Annotated in this window: 14 protein-coding genes and 1 tRNA gene; 10 read left to right on the top strand and 5 right to left on the bottom strand. The window is 64.2% G+C overall.

Annotated features, from left to right (window positions below; translation table 11 throughout):
* Window positions 1–304: 304 nt before the first annotated feature.
* Together GA0061098_RS37015 and GA0061098_RS37010 are read left to right on the top strand one after the other, a co-directional pair.
* Window positions 305–550: a zinc-finger domain-containing protein gene (locus GA0061098_RS37015; protein ID WP_007602543.1), complete on the top strand. Its 246-nt coding sequence runs from the start codon at window positions 305–307 to the stop codon at window positions 548–550.
* A 19-nt stretch (window positions 551–569) separates the two neighbouring features.
* On the top strand, window positions 570–1,772 hold the full coding sequence (locus GA0061098_RS37010) for an FAD-dependent monooxygenase (RefSeq protein WP_091966277.1): 1,203 nt from the start codon (window positions 570–572) through the stop codon (window positions 1,770–1,772).
* A gap of 25 nt (window positions 1,773–1,797) precedes the next feature.
* Here GA0061098_RS37010 and GA0061098_RS37005 read toward each other — a convergent pair whose 3' ends face one another.
* Complete coding sequence (locus GA0061098_RS37005) at window positions 1,798–2,226, bottom strand: twin-arginine translocation pathway signal (protein WP_091966276.1); 429 nt, start codon at window positions 2,224–2,226, stop codon at window positions 1,798–1,800.
* A 173-nt stretch (window positions 2,227–2,399) separates the two neighbouring features.
* Between GA0061098_RS37005 and GA0061098_RS37000 the strand changes: the two genes are divergently transcribed.
* The 6 genes from GA0061098_RS37000 (at window position 2,400) to GA0061098_RS36980 (ending at window position 7,181) form a co-directional block, all read left to right on the top strand.
* Window positions 2,400–2,488: transfer RNA gene (locus GA0061098_RS37000), tRNA-Leu, on the top strand.
* Between the two features lie 432 nt (window positions 2,489–2,920).
* A complete protein-coding gene (locus tag GA0061098_RS36995) occupies window positions 2,921–3,571 on the top strand; it encodes a class I SAM-dependent methyltransferase (protein ID WP_165637840.1) in 651 nt (216 codons plus the stop codon).
* A complete protein-coding gene (locus GA0061098_RS47540; RefSeq protein ID WP_208610717.1) occupies window positions 3,568–3,942 on the top strand; it encodes a glycosyltransferase in 375 nt (124 codons plus the stop codon). Before GA0061098_RS36995 ends, GA0061098_RS47540 begins: the two co-directional genes overlap by 4 nt.
* Window positions 3,846–4,433, top strand: a complete 588-nt coding sequence (locus GA0061098_RS36990) for a hypothetical protein (RefSeq protein ID WP_208610716.1) — start codon at window positions 3,846–3,848, stop codon at window positions 4,431–4,433. Before GA0061098_RS47540 ends, GA0061098_RS36990 begins: the two co-directional genes overlap by 97 nt.
* Before the next feature lie 21 nt (window positions 4,434–4,454).
* Window positions 4,455–6,365 (top strand): asparagine synthase (glutamine-hydrolyzing), encoded by a 1,911-nt coding sequence (gene asnB, locus GA0061098_RS36985; RefSeq protein ID WP_091966274.1) that lies wholly within the window; start codon window positions 4,455–4,457, stop codon window positions 6,363–6,365.
* Window positions 6,366–6,491: 126 nt separating this feature from the next.
* Window positions 6,492–7,181 carry a class I SAM-dependent methyltransferase gene (locus tag GA0061098_RS36980; RefSeq protein WP_208610715.1) on the top strand — a complete coding sequence of 230 codons (690 nt, stop codon included), beginning with the start codon at window positions 6,492–6,494 and terminating at the stop codon, window positions 7,179–7,181.
* On the opposite strand, the gene GA0061098_RS36975 is transcribed toward GA0061098_RS36980, so the two are convergent.
* Window positions 7,145–8,437, bottom strand: a complete 1,293-nt coding sequence (locus GA0061098_RS36975) for a hypothetical protein (RefSeq protein ID WP_245323845.1) — start codon at window positions 8,435–8,437, stop codon at window positions 7,145–7,147. The genes GA0061098_RS36980 and GA0061098_RS36975 overlap by 37 nt on opposite strands.
* Window positions 8,438–8,787: 350 nt before the next feature.
* Between GA0061098_RS36975 and GA0061098_RS36970 the strand changes: the two genes are divergently transcribed.
* On the top strand, window positions 8,788–10,038 hold the full coding sequence (locus tag GA0061098_RS36970) for a multidrug effflux MFS transporter (protein WP_091966303.1): 1,251 nt from the start codon (window positions 8,788–8,790) through the stop codon (window positions 10,036–10,038).
* A gap of 205 nt (window positions 10,039–10,243) precedes the next feature.
* Here the strand turns inward: GA0061098_RS36970 and GA0061098_RS36965 are convergent, their stop codons facing one another.
* From GA0061098_RS36965 to GA0061098_RS36955, 3 genes are all read right to left on the bottom strand, one after another.
* A complete protein-coding gene (locus GA0061098_RS36965; protein ID WP_091966272.1) occupies window positions 10,244–11,911 on the bottom strand; it encodes a glycosyltransferase family 39 protein in 1,668 nt (555 codons plus the stop codon).
* A gap of 156 nt (window positions 11,912–12,067) precedes the next feature.
* The gene (locus GA0061098_RS36960) at window positions 12,068–13,675 is read right to left on the bottom strand and encodes an ABC transporter substrate-binding protein (RefSeq protein ID WP_091966271.1); all 1,608 of its coding nucleotides are present in this window, start codon (window positions 13,673–13,675) and stop codon (window positions 12,068–12,070) included.
* Window positions 13,676–13,781: 106 nt separating this feature from the next.
* A complete protein-coding gene (locus tag GA0061098_RS36955) occupies window positions 13,782–15,392 on the bottom strand; it encodes an ABC transporter substrate-binding protein (protein ID WP_091966270.1) in 1,611 nt (536 codons plus the stop codon).
* Window positions 15,393–15,662: 270 nt separating this feature from the next.
* Between GA0061098_RS36955 and GA0061098_RS36950 the strand changes: the two genes are divergently transcribed.
* Window positions 15,663–16,793: a M20/M25/M40 family metallo-hydrolase gene (locus tag GA0061098_RS36950; protein ID WP_091966269.1), complete on the top strand. Its 1,131-nt coding sequence runs from the start codon at window positions 15,663–15,665 to the stop codon at window positions 16,791–16,793.
* Window positions 16,794–16,847: the final 54 nt, after the last annotated feature.

The raw sequence follows: 16,847 nt of genomic DNA, 5'->3' as shown, positions 1-16,847 counted from the left end.
TCCTTCGGGCGGTCCGTGGGATCGTCTACGCCGGTCGATTCGTCTTTCGGCGCAAATTTGCTCGTCCACAGACATAGTATGCCAAAATTGCGACACAACGTCCCCGACGAAAGAAGGGCTTCTCTCAGGCCTTAAGATTGTGTCGAATTTGCATTGAGCAAATGAGCATGGGGCAATTGCGAACCTTTCGGTTCCGCTGGACTAGCAATCATCCACACCCGCCAGTATGGTCCGCGGCGCCTTAAAGATGCCGCGTCAGTTCGTGATTGTGTCTGCCGCCATTGCCACTCCAGGATGAGTTACGATGTCCGACCATGTCGTCCCGCACTTCCATAACGATGCCGGCGTCCCCGTCATCGAGATCGGCTCGCAAGAGTTCATGTGCGTTGGCGCCAACCCTCCGTTCGACCATCCGCACGTCTTCCTCGACCTCGGCAACGACAACGAGATCATCTGCCCCTACTGCTCGACGCTGTACCGCTTCGCGGCCGATCTGAAGGCGGGCGAAGCCCGCCCGCCGGAATGCGTCCTGAAGGACAAGGTGGCCTGACCGCTTCCATCGGTCAGGGGTGGCGCTCTCCCGCACGATTGTCATCGCCGGTGCCGGCATCGGTGGACTGACGGCCGCGCTGGCGCTGGCAGCCCGCGGCTTCCGCATCGTCGTGCTGGAAAAGGCCGAGCGGCTCGAGGAAGTCGGCGCCGGCCTGCAACTCTCCCCCAATGCCAGCCGCGTGCTGGTCGAGCTCGGCCTCACTGAGCGCCTCAAGCTGCGCGCCGTCACTCCGGAAGCGGTCTCGATCATGAGCGCGCGGGCCGGCGGCGAACTGCTGCGGATGCCGCTCGGTGAAGCAGCGTCCGCGCGGGCCGGCGCCCCCTATTGGGTGGTGCACCGCGCCGACCTGCAATCCGCGCTCGCCGGCGCTGTTGCGGACCATCCCGACATCGACCTGAAGCTGGGCGCAACCTTCGAAGACGTCGCGCCTCATGCCAAGGGGCTGACGGTGGTCCACCGCAGCGGCACGATCCGCCGCAGCGATCTCGCCAGCGCGCTGATCGGCGCCGACGGCATCTGGTCGACGGTCCGCCAGCATCTGTTTCCCGAGGTGCAGCCGCGCTTCTCCGGGCTGATCGCCTGGCGCGGCACGCTGGATGCCACGCAACTGCCAAAGGACTACACCGCGCGCCGGGTGCAGCTGTGGATGGGGCCGAATGCCCATCTCGTCGCCTATCCGATCGCGGGCGGACGCCAGATCAACGTCGTCGCTGTGTTGCCGGGCACCTGGAACAGGCCGGGCTGGAGCACGCCCGGCGATCCGCTAGAAGTGATGGACGCCTTCGCCGCGCCGCGCTGGCCGGCCTCGGCGCGGATGATGCTGGCCACGGTCGACAGCTGGCGGAAATGGGCGCTGTTCGGCGTGCCCGAAGGCTGCCCCTGGAGCAAAGGTCCGGTGGCGCTGCTCGGCGATGCCGTGCATGCGATGCTGCCTTTTGGAGCCCAGGGCGCCGGCATGGCGATCGAGGATGCCGCGGTGCTCGCCCGGCATCTGAGCTTTGAAGTCGCCGAGAGCACGGCGGGCATCAGTGCTGCGCTGACGCAATACGGCCGCGCCCGTCAGGCGCGGGTGCGGCGGGTGCAGCGGACCGCGCGGCAGCAGGGCCGCATCTATCATCTCGGCGGGCCGCTTGCGGCCGCACGCGATCTTGCGATCCGCGCGCTCGGCCCGAACCGCATGCTGGCGCGGCAGGACTGGATCTACGGCTGGCGGCCCTGATGCGAAGCGCCGCCGGCGCGGCGCCTCAGCGGGACGCTTTCCCGGATTTCGAAGCGGGCTTGGCAATCGCCGCAGGCGACAATTGCGTGGCAGGCGGGGTCGCCTCCGGCGGCGTTTCCCGGCACTTGTTGCGGCGCCAGGCATCATCGGCCATTTGCGCCGACCCGCGCACGGCAACATAGTCGTTGCGATAAGCGAGCTCGGACACCACGGCGCCACCAGTCCCGGTCTCCGCCTTCTCCATCAACCCCCGCAAATCGTCAGTGCGCTTGGCGAGCGACTTGCGCTCAGCCTCCAGCTGCTTGCAGTCGTACAATTCGTATTTGGCGGGATCGGCAAAGGCCGGCGCGACCGTCTCGCTCATGCCGGCGCAGCCGGACAGCGTGGCGCCGGCCGCAAGCAGCGCGAGGAGCGCGCCGAAGCCGCGCGGCGATGTGGAAAACGAAGCAGCCATGCCGGATGAATAGTCCCCGTGGATTGAGAATGCCTAAAGCAACAACAGATGTCCGGATTGAGGCTTTGCCTTGTGCGCCCGGCTCGCTTAAGGAAGAACCGTCCCTCCGGGCTCGCAACGCGCCAATTCCAGACGGCCAGGATGGACTTAAGTGTTTGATCTCGTTGGATCAAGCGGGCATGGCGGAATTGGTAGACGCAAGGGACTTAAAATCCCTCGGTGCGCAAGCGCTGTGCCGGTTCGACCCCGGCTGCCCGCACCACGAGATTTGACGGCACCCGCGTGGGCCATTGATGAAGGCGGTCTGCCCTCCGCTTCAGCTGAGCGATCATCGAACACGCCTCCGGTGACGTCTCGATCTGCCCGATAGCTTTGTTGCGCGGCTTCGGCATCTGAAGATCGCCTCGTCCGAGTCCGAGCAGCCTTCGACGCAAGCTGGCGACGATCGATGATCGAGGCGGGATTTCAGTGCATCGAGCGCGCGCTGGAGCAGATCATGTTCCTGTCGCAAGAGCCGTCAACTTTAAGGCGATTGTGCCGCACATGTCCTTGAGAAATGCGGCGCTCGCTGCTAACCCGGGCGAGAACAAGGCACAGGCTCCATGGCTCAAACCTCCTTTCCCAGTCCACGACGGAAGGCCTGAAAGTCGGGGCCGATACGTATTCGAGCGCGATCGCCGACGCGCAGAATTACATGAACTGGGTTATCGACCAGTTCCGTCCCTACCTGAAGGGTGCGATCCTCGAGGTCGGGTTCGGGCATGGGCTCTACAGCAGAGTGCTCGGAGAGCTTGGCGATTATTGCGGCGTGGACCACGACCGCGAAAGCGTCGAACGTGCCGCCAAGGCGATGCCCGATCGCAAGTTCGCCATCTGCGACATTCTGGTCCGCGATCAGCTGAGTTCCCTGTTTCCCCAAGGCGTCGATGCGGTCTTCACCATCAACGTCCTCGAGCACATCGAGGATGACGCCACGGCGGTTGCCAATTTGGTCCAGGTGCTCAAGCCCGGCGGCCATCTCCTGATCAGCGTTCCCGCCCTGATGCTGCTCTACAACGATCTCGATCGCCTGGCCGGACACTGCCGCCGCTACACCACCGCGCGCCTTGCCAAGCTGCTCGCCGATCAACCGGTCGAGCTGGTCCGGCTGAATTACTTCAATCCGATCGGCGGGCTCGGGTGGCTTGCCAATCGCCTGAAGCGGCATCAGTCGCTGAACGATTCCGCCGTCAACGGGCAGATCGCCCTGTTCGACAAATATGCCGTGCCGCTGTCGCGGGCGCTCGATCCGCTCTCGCGAAGCTTCTTTGGGCAATCCGTCACCTGCATTGCACGCCGCCTATGATTTCAGTCGTCATTCCTGCGCTCAACGAGCGCAACGGCATTGTTGAAACCATTGATCGAGCCAAGGCGGCTCTCGACGGCGCTCAGCTCACTCCGTATGAGATCATCATTGTCGACGATGGTTCGGCCGACAGCACCGGAGAGCTCGCCGAACAGGCCGGTGCAAAGGTGCTCAGGCATCCCCACAACATCGGCTATGGCCGCTCGCTGAGGATGGAATTCGCGCTGCGTCCTACGACACGATCGTCATCAGCGACGCGGATGGCTCCTACCCGATGGAGGCGATCCCGGCGCTGGTCGCGCGCTTCAACCAGGGGTTCGACATGGTCGTCGGCGCCCGGACCGGGCCCAACTACCGCGAGTCGAGGCTGAAATCGCCGCTACGCGCAATCCTCAAGGCGATCGTCGAATTCACCGCCAACCGCAATATCCCCGACATCAATTCCGGCCTGCGCGTGTTCGGCAGGCAGGTCGCGATCTCCTATTTCGAGCATGTCAGCGACCTCTTCAGCTTCACGACGTCGCTGACGCTCGCCTACATGATGAACGCGAAGTTCGTCGACTACATCGACATCGACTACAAGGAGCGCATCGGCCGCTCCAAGGTGAACTTGTTCCGCGACTCCATTCGCACCCTGCAATACGTCCTGGAGGCCTGCACCTACTACAATCCGCTGAAGATCTTCGTGCTGCTGGCGATGATGTGCATGGCGCTCGCGCTGGTCTCGCTGATCGGCGGGATCATCCTGCAGGTCGTCAGCGCCTTCGTGCTGGGCGTCGGCGCGATCCTGCTCAGCATTCTCGTCGTCGCCATGGGACTGCTCGCGGTGCTGCTGAAGCAGATCATGAATCAGCGACCATGACCTCCCGCGGCAGGGAACGCGATGTGCGGCATAGCGGGCATCTTTCATCGTGACGGTCGGCCCGCCGACGGTCGCGCGGTTGCGGCGATGTCGGCAGCACTGGTCCATCGCGGGCCGGACGGCGAGAGCACCTGGCTGGACGGCCCCGTCGGCCTCGCCCACCGCCGGCTCGCCATCCGCGATCTCTCCGATGCCGGACGCCAGCCGATGCTCGATGCGTCGGAGCGCATCGTCGTCACCTACAACGGAGAGATCTACAACGATCACGAGTTGCGCAGCGAGCTCGAGCGATCGTTCGGCGTCCGCTTTCGCAGCACCTGCGACACCGAAATCCTTCCCTACGCCTATCTCGCCTGGGGTGAGGCGATGTTCGAACGCCTGGAGGGCTTTTTCGCGATCGGCCTGTGGGATCGGCAGGAGCGCCGCCTGATCCTGGCGCGCGACGGCATCGGCATCAAGCCGCTGTATTATTCCGAAAACGGCAGCCGCGTCCTGTTCGCAAGCGAGGTCAAGGGACTTACGGCGGGCGGAGACCTCGCCGCGCGGATCGATCCCGTGGCCCTGCACACCTATCTCGCCGCAGGCCATCCGGGGACGCAAACGAGCCTGTACCAGGACATCAAGCAGCTCCCGCCCGGGACGATGATCGGATTCACCGAGCGCGAGCGAACCGAGCGACGCTTCTGGCGGCCGGTGCGCGCGCCTGCGATCCGCGACCTCGACGAAGCCGTTGTCCGGCTGCAATCGACGATCGAGACCGTGGTCAAGAGCCAGATGGTGAGCGACGTGCCGCTCGCCGTGCTGCAGAGCGGCGGCATCGACAGTTCGCTGATCAGCCTGACGCTCGGCCGGCTCGGCTTGAAGCCGCCGCTGTTCACGGCAGGCTTCACCGAGAAAAGCCATGATGAAACCGCGGTGGCGCAGCAGATCGCCACCGCCGCCGGCCTGTCGCTCAACGTCATCGACGGGGAAGCCGGCGAGGATGCCGAGGCGGCGCTGCGGGCGGTGGTCTATCATTTCGACGGCCAATGCGCCGACACGGGCGCCCTCGGCTTCTATCATCTGGCTGGCGCGGTCCGCCGGCATTCCACGGTGGTTCTGTCCGGCGACGGCGGCGACGAGTTCTTCGCCGGATATGAAACCTATGCCGCGACCATGATGGCGGAGCGCGCGCGCCACGTCGTTCCGCGCGGCCTTGCCGGCCTGACCGGGCGCCTCGCCTATGCATCGGTGCGCGGCAACGAGAAGCGGCTTCCGGCAGCGGCGCAACTCGCCCGCTTCGCGCTCGGGTTGGGCGAAGCCGGCAACAGCCCACATCTGCAATGGCGGCGGCTCGTTCCCCGCTTTCTCGCCGAGAGGATCTATGACCGCGGGATGGCCGATCTTGCATCGGCCGATCCGTTCGCGGAATACGCCGAATATTATTCGGAGCCGCATGACAACGTGCTGGATCGGGCGCTGATCGCCGACCAGCGCTTCCATCTGCAAAGCGTCCTCACCAAGGTCGATGCCATGAGCATGGCGCATGGTCTCGAAGTGCGCGTGCCGATCCTCGATCGACAGGTCATGGACCTCGCCGGCAGCCTCGATGTCTCGCTGCTCAATCCCTGGCCCAAGGGCGCACCGAAATATGTGCTGCGCAAACTCGCCGAGCGCCTGGGCATGCCGGGAGAGGCCGCATGGTCGCGCAAGCGCGGCTTCAACGTGCCGATCGCGCAACTGATGCGGCGCGGTGGGCTGCGGCCGATCTGCGACCGCGTGCTCGACAGGGAGGCCGACGTTTTTGCGCCCTTCCTGAAACCGGAGGCGATCCGGCTGCTGTGGACTGCGCATCGCGAGGCCAGGAGCGACAATGCGTTCGCGCTGTGGCCGATCCTGACGCTGGGCATCTGGTTGACGGGGCTTGCGACCCCCTCGCCGCGCCGAGCGTAGGGAGCGGGCACGTGCCGGACCTGAAGGACCAGACGATCAACGATTTCGGCGAGCAATGGACCGCGTTCCGCGAAAACCCCCGCCTATTACGGCTCGGCGGACCTGCTTGCCGATCTGTTCGGTCCGTTGCTTTCCCTCGACGAGGTAAAAGGCAAGCGGATCGCCGATATCGGGAGCGGCACGGGACGCATCGTTAACATGCTGCTCGATGCCGGGGCGGATCGTGTCGTCGCGGTCGAACCCTCCGATGCCATGCTGGTCCTGAAGGACAACACGGCGGCCCGCGCGGAGCGCATCGACTATTTCCAAGCGCCCGGCGACCGCTTGCCGCCCGATCTCGGGCTCGACTATGTGGTTTCGATGGGGGTGTTGCATCACATCCCCGAGCCGGCGCCGGTGGTTCGCGCGGCCTATGATGCGTTGCGCCCCGGCGGACGCTGCATCGTCTGGCTCTACGGCTACGAAGGCAACGAGACCTATTTGTCGCTCGCGATCCCGCTGCGCAAGCTCACCGTGCTGCTGCCGCACCGGCTGCTGGTGGTGCTGTCGCATGGTCTGGAATGGGCGCTGACGGCCTATATCGGGCTGTGCCGGATATTGCCGCTACCGATGCGGTCCTACATGCGCTCGGTGCTGGCGAAGTTTCCGCGCAGCGTTCGCCGCTTGACCATCTACGACCAGCTCAATCCCGCCTACGCGAAATACTACACGCGCGCCGAGGCGGAGGCGCTGCTGTCGGATGGCGGATTCGGGGATGTCAGGCTCTACCACCGCCACGGCTATAGCTGGACCGTGTCCGGCACACGGCCCGGATGACGGGCGTCGAGCAGCAGGACCCAGAAGAACATCAGCGCGCTGAAGAGCTGGATGGAATTGTCCTCGGGGGAACTCCCCGTCACGAAGATCAATGAGGGCATCAGGAGACCGACGGTGAGCGCGGCGGCCAGTGCCCTGGCCGGAAGATCGACCAGCAGGATCGCGGCATAGAGCGCGAGCTCGAAGAAGGCATATTCCTTGAGGCGCGGCGAGCTGAGATAGAGCGCAAACATGGCTAGCACCGTGATGCGCATTGCTGCACGGGGGTGATCCATCAGCCAGCGATCCACTCGCGCAAGAAGCGAATCTCCCTCGTGCGCCGGCCGGCTCCCGATCAAGCGCAGGATGGACAGGGCGAACGGCACGAGCACCAGCGCGGTCACGGCGAAGGCATAGGTTGCGAAGATCGCCGGTTTGCTATCGATCAGGCCCACATGGCCCATCAGATCCCGCGCCAGCAGCAGCAGTGACGGATTGCTCTCGAACAGCTCGACGAGGTGCTGGTCGGGGATCTTTCCGGCCACCGCAAGCTGCCAGCTCGCGAACAGATCGGGGTATGCCAACCACGATATCAGGATCGGCAAGGCGAAGCTGAACACCGCCATCGCGATCAGCATCAGCTTGCGGCCGCGCGGCAGCGGCAGGAAATAGAGCGCGGCCAGCACGGGAAAGAACACCAGCTTGAACGACATCACGAGGCCGAGCAGCGCGGCGCCGGCGAGGCGCGACGGAAAGCTGCGGTCCTCCGCCGCTCCGGATGCGGGCGGAGAAAGCAGAAGCCTCAGCGCGATCGCGATCAGCACGCCGCTCAGGATCGCGAAATTGCCCGACGCCTGCACCCATTCGAAACCGACGAATGCGCCGAGCGCGCAGAGCACCCTGAGCCCGACGTCGCGAGCGCTCGGGCGCGTTCGGCCGAGACCGGGCAAGCCAAGACCTGGCAAGAGGAGGCCGCAGAGCACGGCGAGCACGGGAAAGATAGTTTTGTAATGAGCGACCAGAATGCCGCCCGCGCAGAAGGGACGGAAGGCCTCCAGCGTCACCGGCAAATAGGGATAAGAGAGCTTGGTGCCCTTCAGGTTCTTGACGAAGTAGGGATCGAGTCCGCCCGCATAGGCATCCACCGCCGCGCAATTGACGCGGGTGTCCCAGCCATATTTCACATCGAGGCCGACGTCGCTGGCGAGATTGCCCAACACCAGAAGCGCGGTCAGTGCGATCAGGCAGGCAAGCCAGAGGTTTCGCCTCGAAGCCATGTCGGCCGAGGGCTCCAACCATCGTGCTGTACCGGTGACATCAGACACAATCGGATACCTTGTTTGGCCTGGTTCTCTCGGCGCCTGATCGATCGGCCGCCACAGTGGACAGGAGGCGTTTCCGTTTCATCCCGCCGGGCCCGACCTGCCCCGCACGGCGCCGATCTTTAGGGAGGGATGGTGAATCACTGGTTTCCGGGCCATAGCAGGACCCGCGGTCGGGCTCGCGCGGGGGCTCCCCTCACCAATTCTTGTCCGCCCCTCCTCCGCCTGCCAGCCATCCCGAAACATGGGTTGTGCAACGCAGCATGGGCGATGGATAAAGTCGCTCAATTTCAGAGGTGAGCTTCTTGTCTGACGTCAATGCCGACGATTGGGTGTCCTCGGGACACCGCCCAATGGGATTTCCAGAATTCGTCGTCGTGATCGCGTCCATCATGGCGCTGAATCCGCTTGCGATGGACATGATGCTGCCTGCACTGCCCAATATCGGGGCAGCCTTCAACATTCCCGTCGCCAACCATCTCCAGTTGGTGCTGTCGACCTTCCTGATCGGTTTCGGCGCCGGCCAGTTCGTCATGGGTCCCCTGTCGGACCGCTTCGGCCGCCGGCCGGTGCTGCTCGGCGGCATGGCGGTCTATGCTGTGGCGAGCGTGCTGGCGGTCGCGGCGCCCTCGTTCGAGACGCTGCTGCTGGCGCGCGCGCTGCAGGGGCTCGGCACCTCGGCCACGCGCGTGATCGCGACCTCGATCGTGCGCGACTGCTATGTCGGCCGCCGCATGGCGAGCGTGATGTCGCTTGCCATGATGGTGTTCATCGCGGTGCCCGTGATCGCCCCCTCGTTCGGACAGGCGGTGCTGCTGGTGACGGCGTGGCGCGGCATCTTCGTCGTGCTGATGCTCTACGGCCTGCTCGCGCTCGCCTGGTGCGTGCTGCGGCTGCCGGAAACCCTGCCTGAATCCGGGCGCCGGTCGCTGGCGCCCGCCGACGTGCTTTCGGCGTTTCGGCAGACCGTGACCAATCGCCAGACCATCGGCTATGCCACGGCCGCCGGCAGCGTCATCGGCGCGCTCTTTGCCTTTGTGTTCTGCGCTCAGCAGGTCTTCACCGGCATCTATCACCTCGGCCATTACTTCCCACTCGCCTTCGCCGCGATTGCGGCCGGCACGGCCGTCGCCGGCTTCCTCAATGCGAGGCTGGTCGGGCGGCTCGGCATGCGCATGATTTCGCATGGCGCGCTGACGCTCTACACAATCGTCGCCGCCGTGATGCTGCTGACGGAAATTCTCGGCATCCTGCCGCTTACCCTGTTCATGGTGCTCTCGGCTCTGATGATGTTCTCGTTCGGCATGATGGTTGCCAACTTCACGGCGCTCGCGATGGAGCCGCAGGGCCACATCGCCGGCACCGCCTCCTCGCTCTACGGCTCGATCACGACGCTGATCGGAATCGTGGTCGGCATGGCGATCGGACAGAGCTTCGACGGCACGCTATTGCCGTTCTCGGTCGGCTTCTTCCTGTCGACGCTCGCTGCGCTCGCGATCGTGCTGGTGGTGGAAAAGGGCCGGCTGTTCAAGCCGCATCATCGTCCCATCGCTTAAGGAACTTCCCGATCGCCTCGATGTTGTCCTGCAGCAATTCGAGAGGTCACATTCAATGGAACCGGAACACCGGGAAGATCGCCGCGACGCCGAACAGCGGAAGACGGAACATTCGGAGCCGAGCGCAGAGCAGGCCACGTTGACGACGCCGTTGGCGAGCGAGGGTCTTGAGCAGGTCCGCGACACTCATTGCTGAGCGCAGAGCCTATTCCGAACCGCGCCTGCTGGCGCTGAAATCATCCGCAGCGCTCTTGGGTATCATCCGCATTCCCCGGGGCCGCACTATCAGAGCGACCGCCTCCCGCGAGAGACCGGGCCGCCCCCACAGGGTGGCCCGCACGGTGAACTCGCGCCTGACGAAGTGCCCGGTCTGCGAGGACGCCCACGCCATCCACCGGGTGCAAGACTCCTGGTCGCGGAAACACAGCGCGGCCCAGCCGCGGTCGAGCGACATCTTGCGTGGCAAGCCCAAGGTCTGTTCGTACTCGAAGGGCGCCGCATGACCTGGATGGTCCGGGCTGTAGAACGCGGTGGCGAAGGCCAGCGAACCATCACCACTCACCGCGCTCAGCGGCACGCCGGTCTGCTCGCGCCACTCGCGCGTCAATTCACTGGCCGCCTGGGCGTAGAGATTCCGGCCCTCCTCATACCCGTGATCATTGCGATAGACGGCATGGATCGGCGCGGCGATCAGGACCGCCGCGAGCGCGACGCCGGCCACGATCACGGTGAGGTTGACCGTGTAGAAGCGCTCGATCGGGTAGCTCGTCCCGCAGACCACGAGAACGGTGAAGAGGAACAGTCCCTGCAACGCCCATAGCGACGGCAGATCGGTGCCCATCACGAGCGACGTCACCACCGGCAGCACGATCGTGCCCATCGTGACGTAGAACAAAAGCCGCAAGCCCGGGCCCATTGCGGCGAAGTCCGCCGGAAACCGCTTCAAGCGCGTTCCTGCGACGAGCACCCAGAACACGGCCGACATGCTCATCGCCGCCGCCAGCCCCAGCAGAAAGTTTCTCGCCTCGCCGAGTGAGGTCGCAGCGTTGCCGTTTGCGTGCGCCAGCGCGTAGGTGAAGGTCGACGCGCCCGTTGTCGCAAGCCAATAGATGTGAGGTGACAGCGCCGCGAGCCCGACGATGACCGAGATCCAGGGCGAAGCGGAGGTGAAATAAGCACGCCGCGCCGGGTGCGCGAGCGCGGCAAACGCGAAGCTCGTGATGAGAAAGATCGAATAATATTTGCCGACCATCGCCAGCGCCGTCGTACAGCCCACCGCGACTGCCCACAGCGGGGCGCGCGTCTCGAATGCGCGCAGGAAGCACCAGGTCGCCAGCGGCCAGACCGCCAGCAGCACCGAATTGGCATTGAAGCGCTGGGCATGGAATTGATAGACCGGCGTCAGCATCAGCAGCAAAAGCACCAGGATGCGCTTGTGCCCGGTCACGAATTGCCGCGCGATCCGGTCGACGAAGATCAGCGCAAGCCCGGCATTGGCCATCGCCATCAATTGCAATGACCAGTCGCTGAGCGGGAAGACAGAGGTCCAGCTGGCGGCGATCCAGCCGGTCAAGGGCGGATGCTTGTGATAGCCCCAGGCGAAATGCTGCCCCAGCATCCAGGCCTCGAGCGTATCAGGGTGCAGGCCGCCGCCGGCATAGGCGATCGCCAGATAGAGCGTCCAGATCGCGACGAAACAGCCGATGAGGAGCGGAACGGCCCAGCCCGCCTCGACGCCATCGAGCCAATGCAGGAAAGGCCGCCGCCAGCGCGCCGGCGCGCGATCGGACCGTTCGGCCATCGCCTGGAATGCAAAATCGATCGGCACGGGAATCAGGTTGAGGAGGGAAAATGACGCGTAAGGACGACGCATCTATTTCAAGATTGAAACAAATAGCAATGACCGGACATTGGAAGGGTTAAAAACCGACCGGTTTCAAGCTGACGTGAAGCTGACAAATGGCAACGGCGCCGCTGATAACAGCGGCGCCGTGTGGTGAAGACAGCGAAGGCGTGAATCCGCCGCCGCTTACTCCGACTTGTCGACGTTCCAGAAAAGCGGCGTTGCCGGGCCGTCGAGCACGCCGGTCAGCGATTTGCGCCAGGCGCTAGGCGCTTGATACTGGCCGAGTGGCATGTAGAGCACCTGATCGTAGGCCTCTTTCTGGATCTCGGTCGCGATCTTCTTTCGCTCGTCGAGCGAGGCAGCACGAACGAAGGTGTCCTTGAGCTGCTCGATCTTGGCATCCTCCGCCCAGCCGAACCAGCCGCCTTTCTTGCCCTGCCCGCCGACGGCGACGTTGGAAATCGGGTTGTCCACGTCGGCGCTGACCCAATTGGTGATGAACATGTTCCAGCCTCCCTCCTTCGGGGGCTTCTGGCTGGCGCGCCGACTCACGACCGTCTGCCAATCGGTCGCCTGCAGGTCGACCTTGAAACCGGCTTCGCGCAGCTGCTGCGCGACGACGATGGGTTGCGCCTTCAGGGTCAGCACGTCGCCCGGCGCCATCAGCACGACAGGTGTTCCGTCGTAACCGGACTCCGCCAGCGCCTTCCTGGCCGCGGCCATGTCGCCCCCCTTCGCCAGCGTCTCACCGCCAACCTCCGTCGCGAACGGCGTGTCGCAGATGAAGGCCGCCGCGCAGGTCTTGTAATACTTGGGATCGCCGATCAACGCATCGAGCACATCCTTCTGCTTGATCGCCAGAAACGCCGCGCGACGAACCTTGACGTTGTCGAACGGCGGATGAAGGAAATTCATTCGTGCGCCCGTCTGGAATCCGAACTTATTCAGAATATCGAGCTTGAGTCCCTTGTCGGCTTCGATGGTGGGCAACATCTCGATGGCGGGATTTTCCATGAAATCGATGTCGCCCGACTGAAGCGCGTTCAACGCCGTCTGCGCGTCCGGCATGGTGATCCATTCGACGCGGTCGACCTTCGCCACCTTGCCGCCCGCGGTCCAGCTCGCCGGCTCCTTGCGCGGCACGTAATCGGTGTTCTTGACATAGATCGCCTTCACCCCGGGCTGGAATTCCGATGCGACGAATTTGAAGGGACCGGAGCCGATCTGTTCGGGAATCTGCTTGTCCACTGGCGTGTCGGCGAGACGCTTCGGCATCATGAAAGCGACCCGCGAGGACGGCTTTCCAATCGATTCCAGCACGAGCGCGTAGGGTTCCTTCAGCTTCAGTGTGATGGTCCTGGGGTCGGTCGCTTCGATGCTCGCGGTGAACAGCATCATCTGCTGTCCCATGCCATCGACCGCGGCCCAGCGCTTCAGGGAGGCAACGCAATCGTCCGCGGTGACCGGCGTCCCGTCATGCCACTTCAGGCCATCGCGCAGCGTGAAGGTATAGGTCAGCTTGTCGTCGGACATCTTCCAGTCGGCCATCTGCGGCTGGATCTTGAAGTTTGAATCCGTCGCGATGAGCGTGTCGTAGACCATGTAGCCATGGTCGCGCGAGATATAGGCACTGGTGAAGATCGGATCGAGAATTCGCAGATCCGAATGCATCACAGCGGTGATGGTCTTGCCTGCGGCAAGAACTGGCGAGGCAAGTGCCGAAAGTGCCGCGACCGAAAGCGCAAGTCTGGAAGCGAACGCGAGACGCCCCCGACGCATGAGTTGGAACATTGACGTTCTCCTGGCGACCGGCTGGCGCACGGCGCCGCTGATGACAGCGGCGCCGCGTAACGTTGGCGTGAAAGGCGCGAACTGCCTTCCTTCTTTGGACTGGGCCTTACTCCGACTTGTCGACGTTCCAGAACAGCGGCGTCGCCGGGCCGTCGAGCACGCCGGTCAGCGATTTACGCCAGCCGCTCGGCAGCAGGTACTGCCCCAGCGGGATGTAGATCACCTGCTCATAGGCTTCCTTCTGGATGTCGGCGGCAATCTTCTTCTGCTCGTCGATCGACGGCGCGCGGACGAACGCGTCCTTGAGCTGCTCGATCTTGGCGTCTTCCGCCCAGCCGAACCAGCCGCCCTTCTTGCCCTGGCCGCCGATCGAGAGATTGGCGATAGGGTTGGAGACGTCGGCCGCGACCCAGTTGGTGAAGAACATGTTCCAGCCACCCTCCTTCGGCGGCTTCTGACTGGCACGGCGGCTCACCACCGTCTGCCAATCGGTCGCTTGCAGGTCGACCTTGAAGCCGGCTTCGCGCAGCAGCTGGGCCGCGACGATGGGCTGGGCCTTGAGCGTGGTGACGTCGCCGGGCGCCATCACCACGACCGGGGTGCCGTCATAGCCTGACTCGGCGAGCGCCTTCTTGGCTTCCGCCATGCCATTGCCCTTCACCAGGGTCTCGGCGCCGACCTCGGTCGCGAACGGCGTATCGCAAACGAAGAACGCGCCGCAGACCTTCTGGTACTTGGCATTGCCGACCAGCGCGTCGAGAACGTCCTTCTGGTTCATCGCCAGAAGAGCGGCACGTCGCACCTTGACGTTGTCGAACGGCGGATAGAGGAAGTTCATCCGGCCGAGCGTCTGAAAGCCGAACTTGTTCGAGACCTCGATCGTGATCTCCTTGTTCGCCTCCAGCACCGGCAGCATGTCGTAGGGCAGGTTTTCCATGAAGTCGATGTCGCCCGACTGCAGCGCGTTCACCGCGGTCTGCGAGTCCGGCATGGTGATCCATTCGACGCGGTCGACCTTCGCCACCTTGCCGCCGGAGGTCCAGCTCGCCGGCTCCTTGCGCGGCACGTAGTCGGTGTTCTTGACGTAGACCGCCTTCACGCCGGGCTGGAATTCCGACGCCACGAACTTGAAGGGGCCCGAGCCGATCTGCTCGGGGATCTGCTTGTCCGGCGGCGTCTCGGCGAGGCGCTTCGGCATCATGAAGGCGACGCGCGAGGACGGCTTGCCGATGGAATCGAGCACCAGCCCGTAGGGCTCCTTCAGCTTCAGCGTGATGGTCTTGGCGTCGGTCGCCTCGATGCTCGCGGTGAAGTCCAGGAGCTTCTGGCCCATGCCGTCGACCGCGGCCCAGCGCTTCAGCGAGGCGACGCAATCTTCCGCCGTCACCGGCGCACCGTCATGCCACTTCAGGCCGTCGCGCAGCGTGAAGGTATAGGTGAGCTTGTCGTCGGAGATCTTCCAGTCCGCCATCTGCGGCTGGATCTTGAAGCTCGAATCGGGAGCCACCAGCGTGTCGTAGACCATGTAACCATGGTCACGCGTGATGTAGGCCGTGGTGAAGATCGGATCGATAATGCGCAGATCCGAATGCATCACCGCCGTAATGGTCTTGCCGGCTGCAAGCACTGGCGAGGCAAGCGCCGTCGAAAGCGCAACGACAGACAGCGCAAGTTTGGAGGCAAACGCGCGAGGCCCCCGGCGCATGAAGTGCAACATAAAAAGTTTCTCCTGACGTGAAACTGTTCAAAGGCAGGTTATTGGTTAAGCATGCGGCTCGTTCCTTGGGCGAACTAACCTCATGCAATGCCTTTATCTTTCGAGACTTGCAGACAGTGCCGAGCGCGTCAATCCGGTTTCGCTGCAAGCCCTGGCGGCGCGGGCACGGGCTCCACAAGGATCGGTTTGGCTCTACAACACTCTCCACTCGTCCTGCCCCGCACCCAATGCAATGCGCATTCCATCTTTCGAAGCTTGAGAGACATTGAGATGAATCCAGCCAATCTTCCTTTCGATTCCGAGGCGATGCTCCAGGGTCTGCGCGGCTGGGTCGAATGCGAAAGCCCGACCTGGGACGCTGGTGCGGTGAATCGCATGCTCGATATCGCAGCGCGGGATATGGCGATCATGGGTGCGACGATCGAGCGCATCGCCGGCCGGCAGGGTTTCGGCGGCGTGATCCGCGCGCGCTTTCCCCATCCGAAGCAGGGCGAGCCGGGCATCCTGATCGCCGGCCATATGGATACCGTCCATCCGGTCGGCACCATCGAGAAGCTGAAATGGCGGCGCGAGGGCAACAGGTGCTACGGCCCCGGCATTTACGACATGAAGGGCGGCAACTACCTCTCGCTGGAAGCGATCCGGCAACTGGCGCGTGCATCGTTCACCACGCCGCTGCCGATCACGGTGCTGTTCACGCCGGACGAGGAAGTCGGCACGCCCTCGACTCGCGACATCATCGAGGCGGAGGCCGCGCGCAACAAATACGTGCTGGTGCCCGAGCCCGGCCGCCCCGACAACGGCGTCACCACCGGACGTTACGCTATCGCACGCTTCAATCTCGAGGCGACGGGCCGGCCGAGCCACGCCGGCGCGACGCTGTCGGCGGGACGCTCGGCGATCCGCGAGATGGCGCGGCAGATTCTCGCCATCGACGCGATGACGACGGAGGACTGCACTTTCTCGGTCGGCGTCGTGCATGGCGGGCAATGGGTCAATTGCGTTGCCACGACCGCCACAGGCGAAGCGCTCTCCATGGCCAAGCGGCAGGCCGATCTCGATCGCGGCGTCGAGCGGATGCTGGCGCTGTCGGGCACGGCCAACGATGTCTCCTTCAAGGTGACGCGCGGGGTGACGCGTCCGGTGTGGGAGCCGGATGCCGGCACGATGGCGTTGTATGAGAAGGCGCGCGGCATCGCCAAGTCGCTCGGCGCCGAACTGCCGCATGCGAGCTCCGGCGGCGGTTCCGACGGCAACTTCACCGGCGCGATGGGAATCCCGACGCTCGACGGCCTGGGCGTGCGCGGAGCCAATGGCCACACGCTAGAGGAGTATATCGAAGTCGAGAGTCTCGTTGAGCGCGGCCGGCTGATGGCCGGGCTGCTTGCGACGCTGGAGTGACCGGATTGGCGGGGCGCGCCTGGCGCGCCGCGATATTTCGTCTGGCGGGCACGC

Origin of the sequence: Bradyrhizobium shewense (assembly GCF_900094605.1) — a bacterium.
GTDB classification, from domain to species: domain Bacteria; phylum Pseudomonadota; class Alphaproteobacteria; order Rhizobiales; family Xanthobacteraceae; genus Bradyrhizobium; species Bradyrhizobium shewense.
This window is presented reverse-complemented; position numbering and strand designations above follow the sequence as displayed.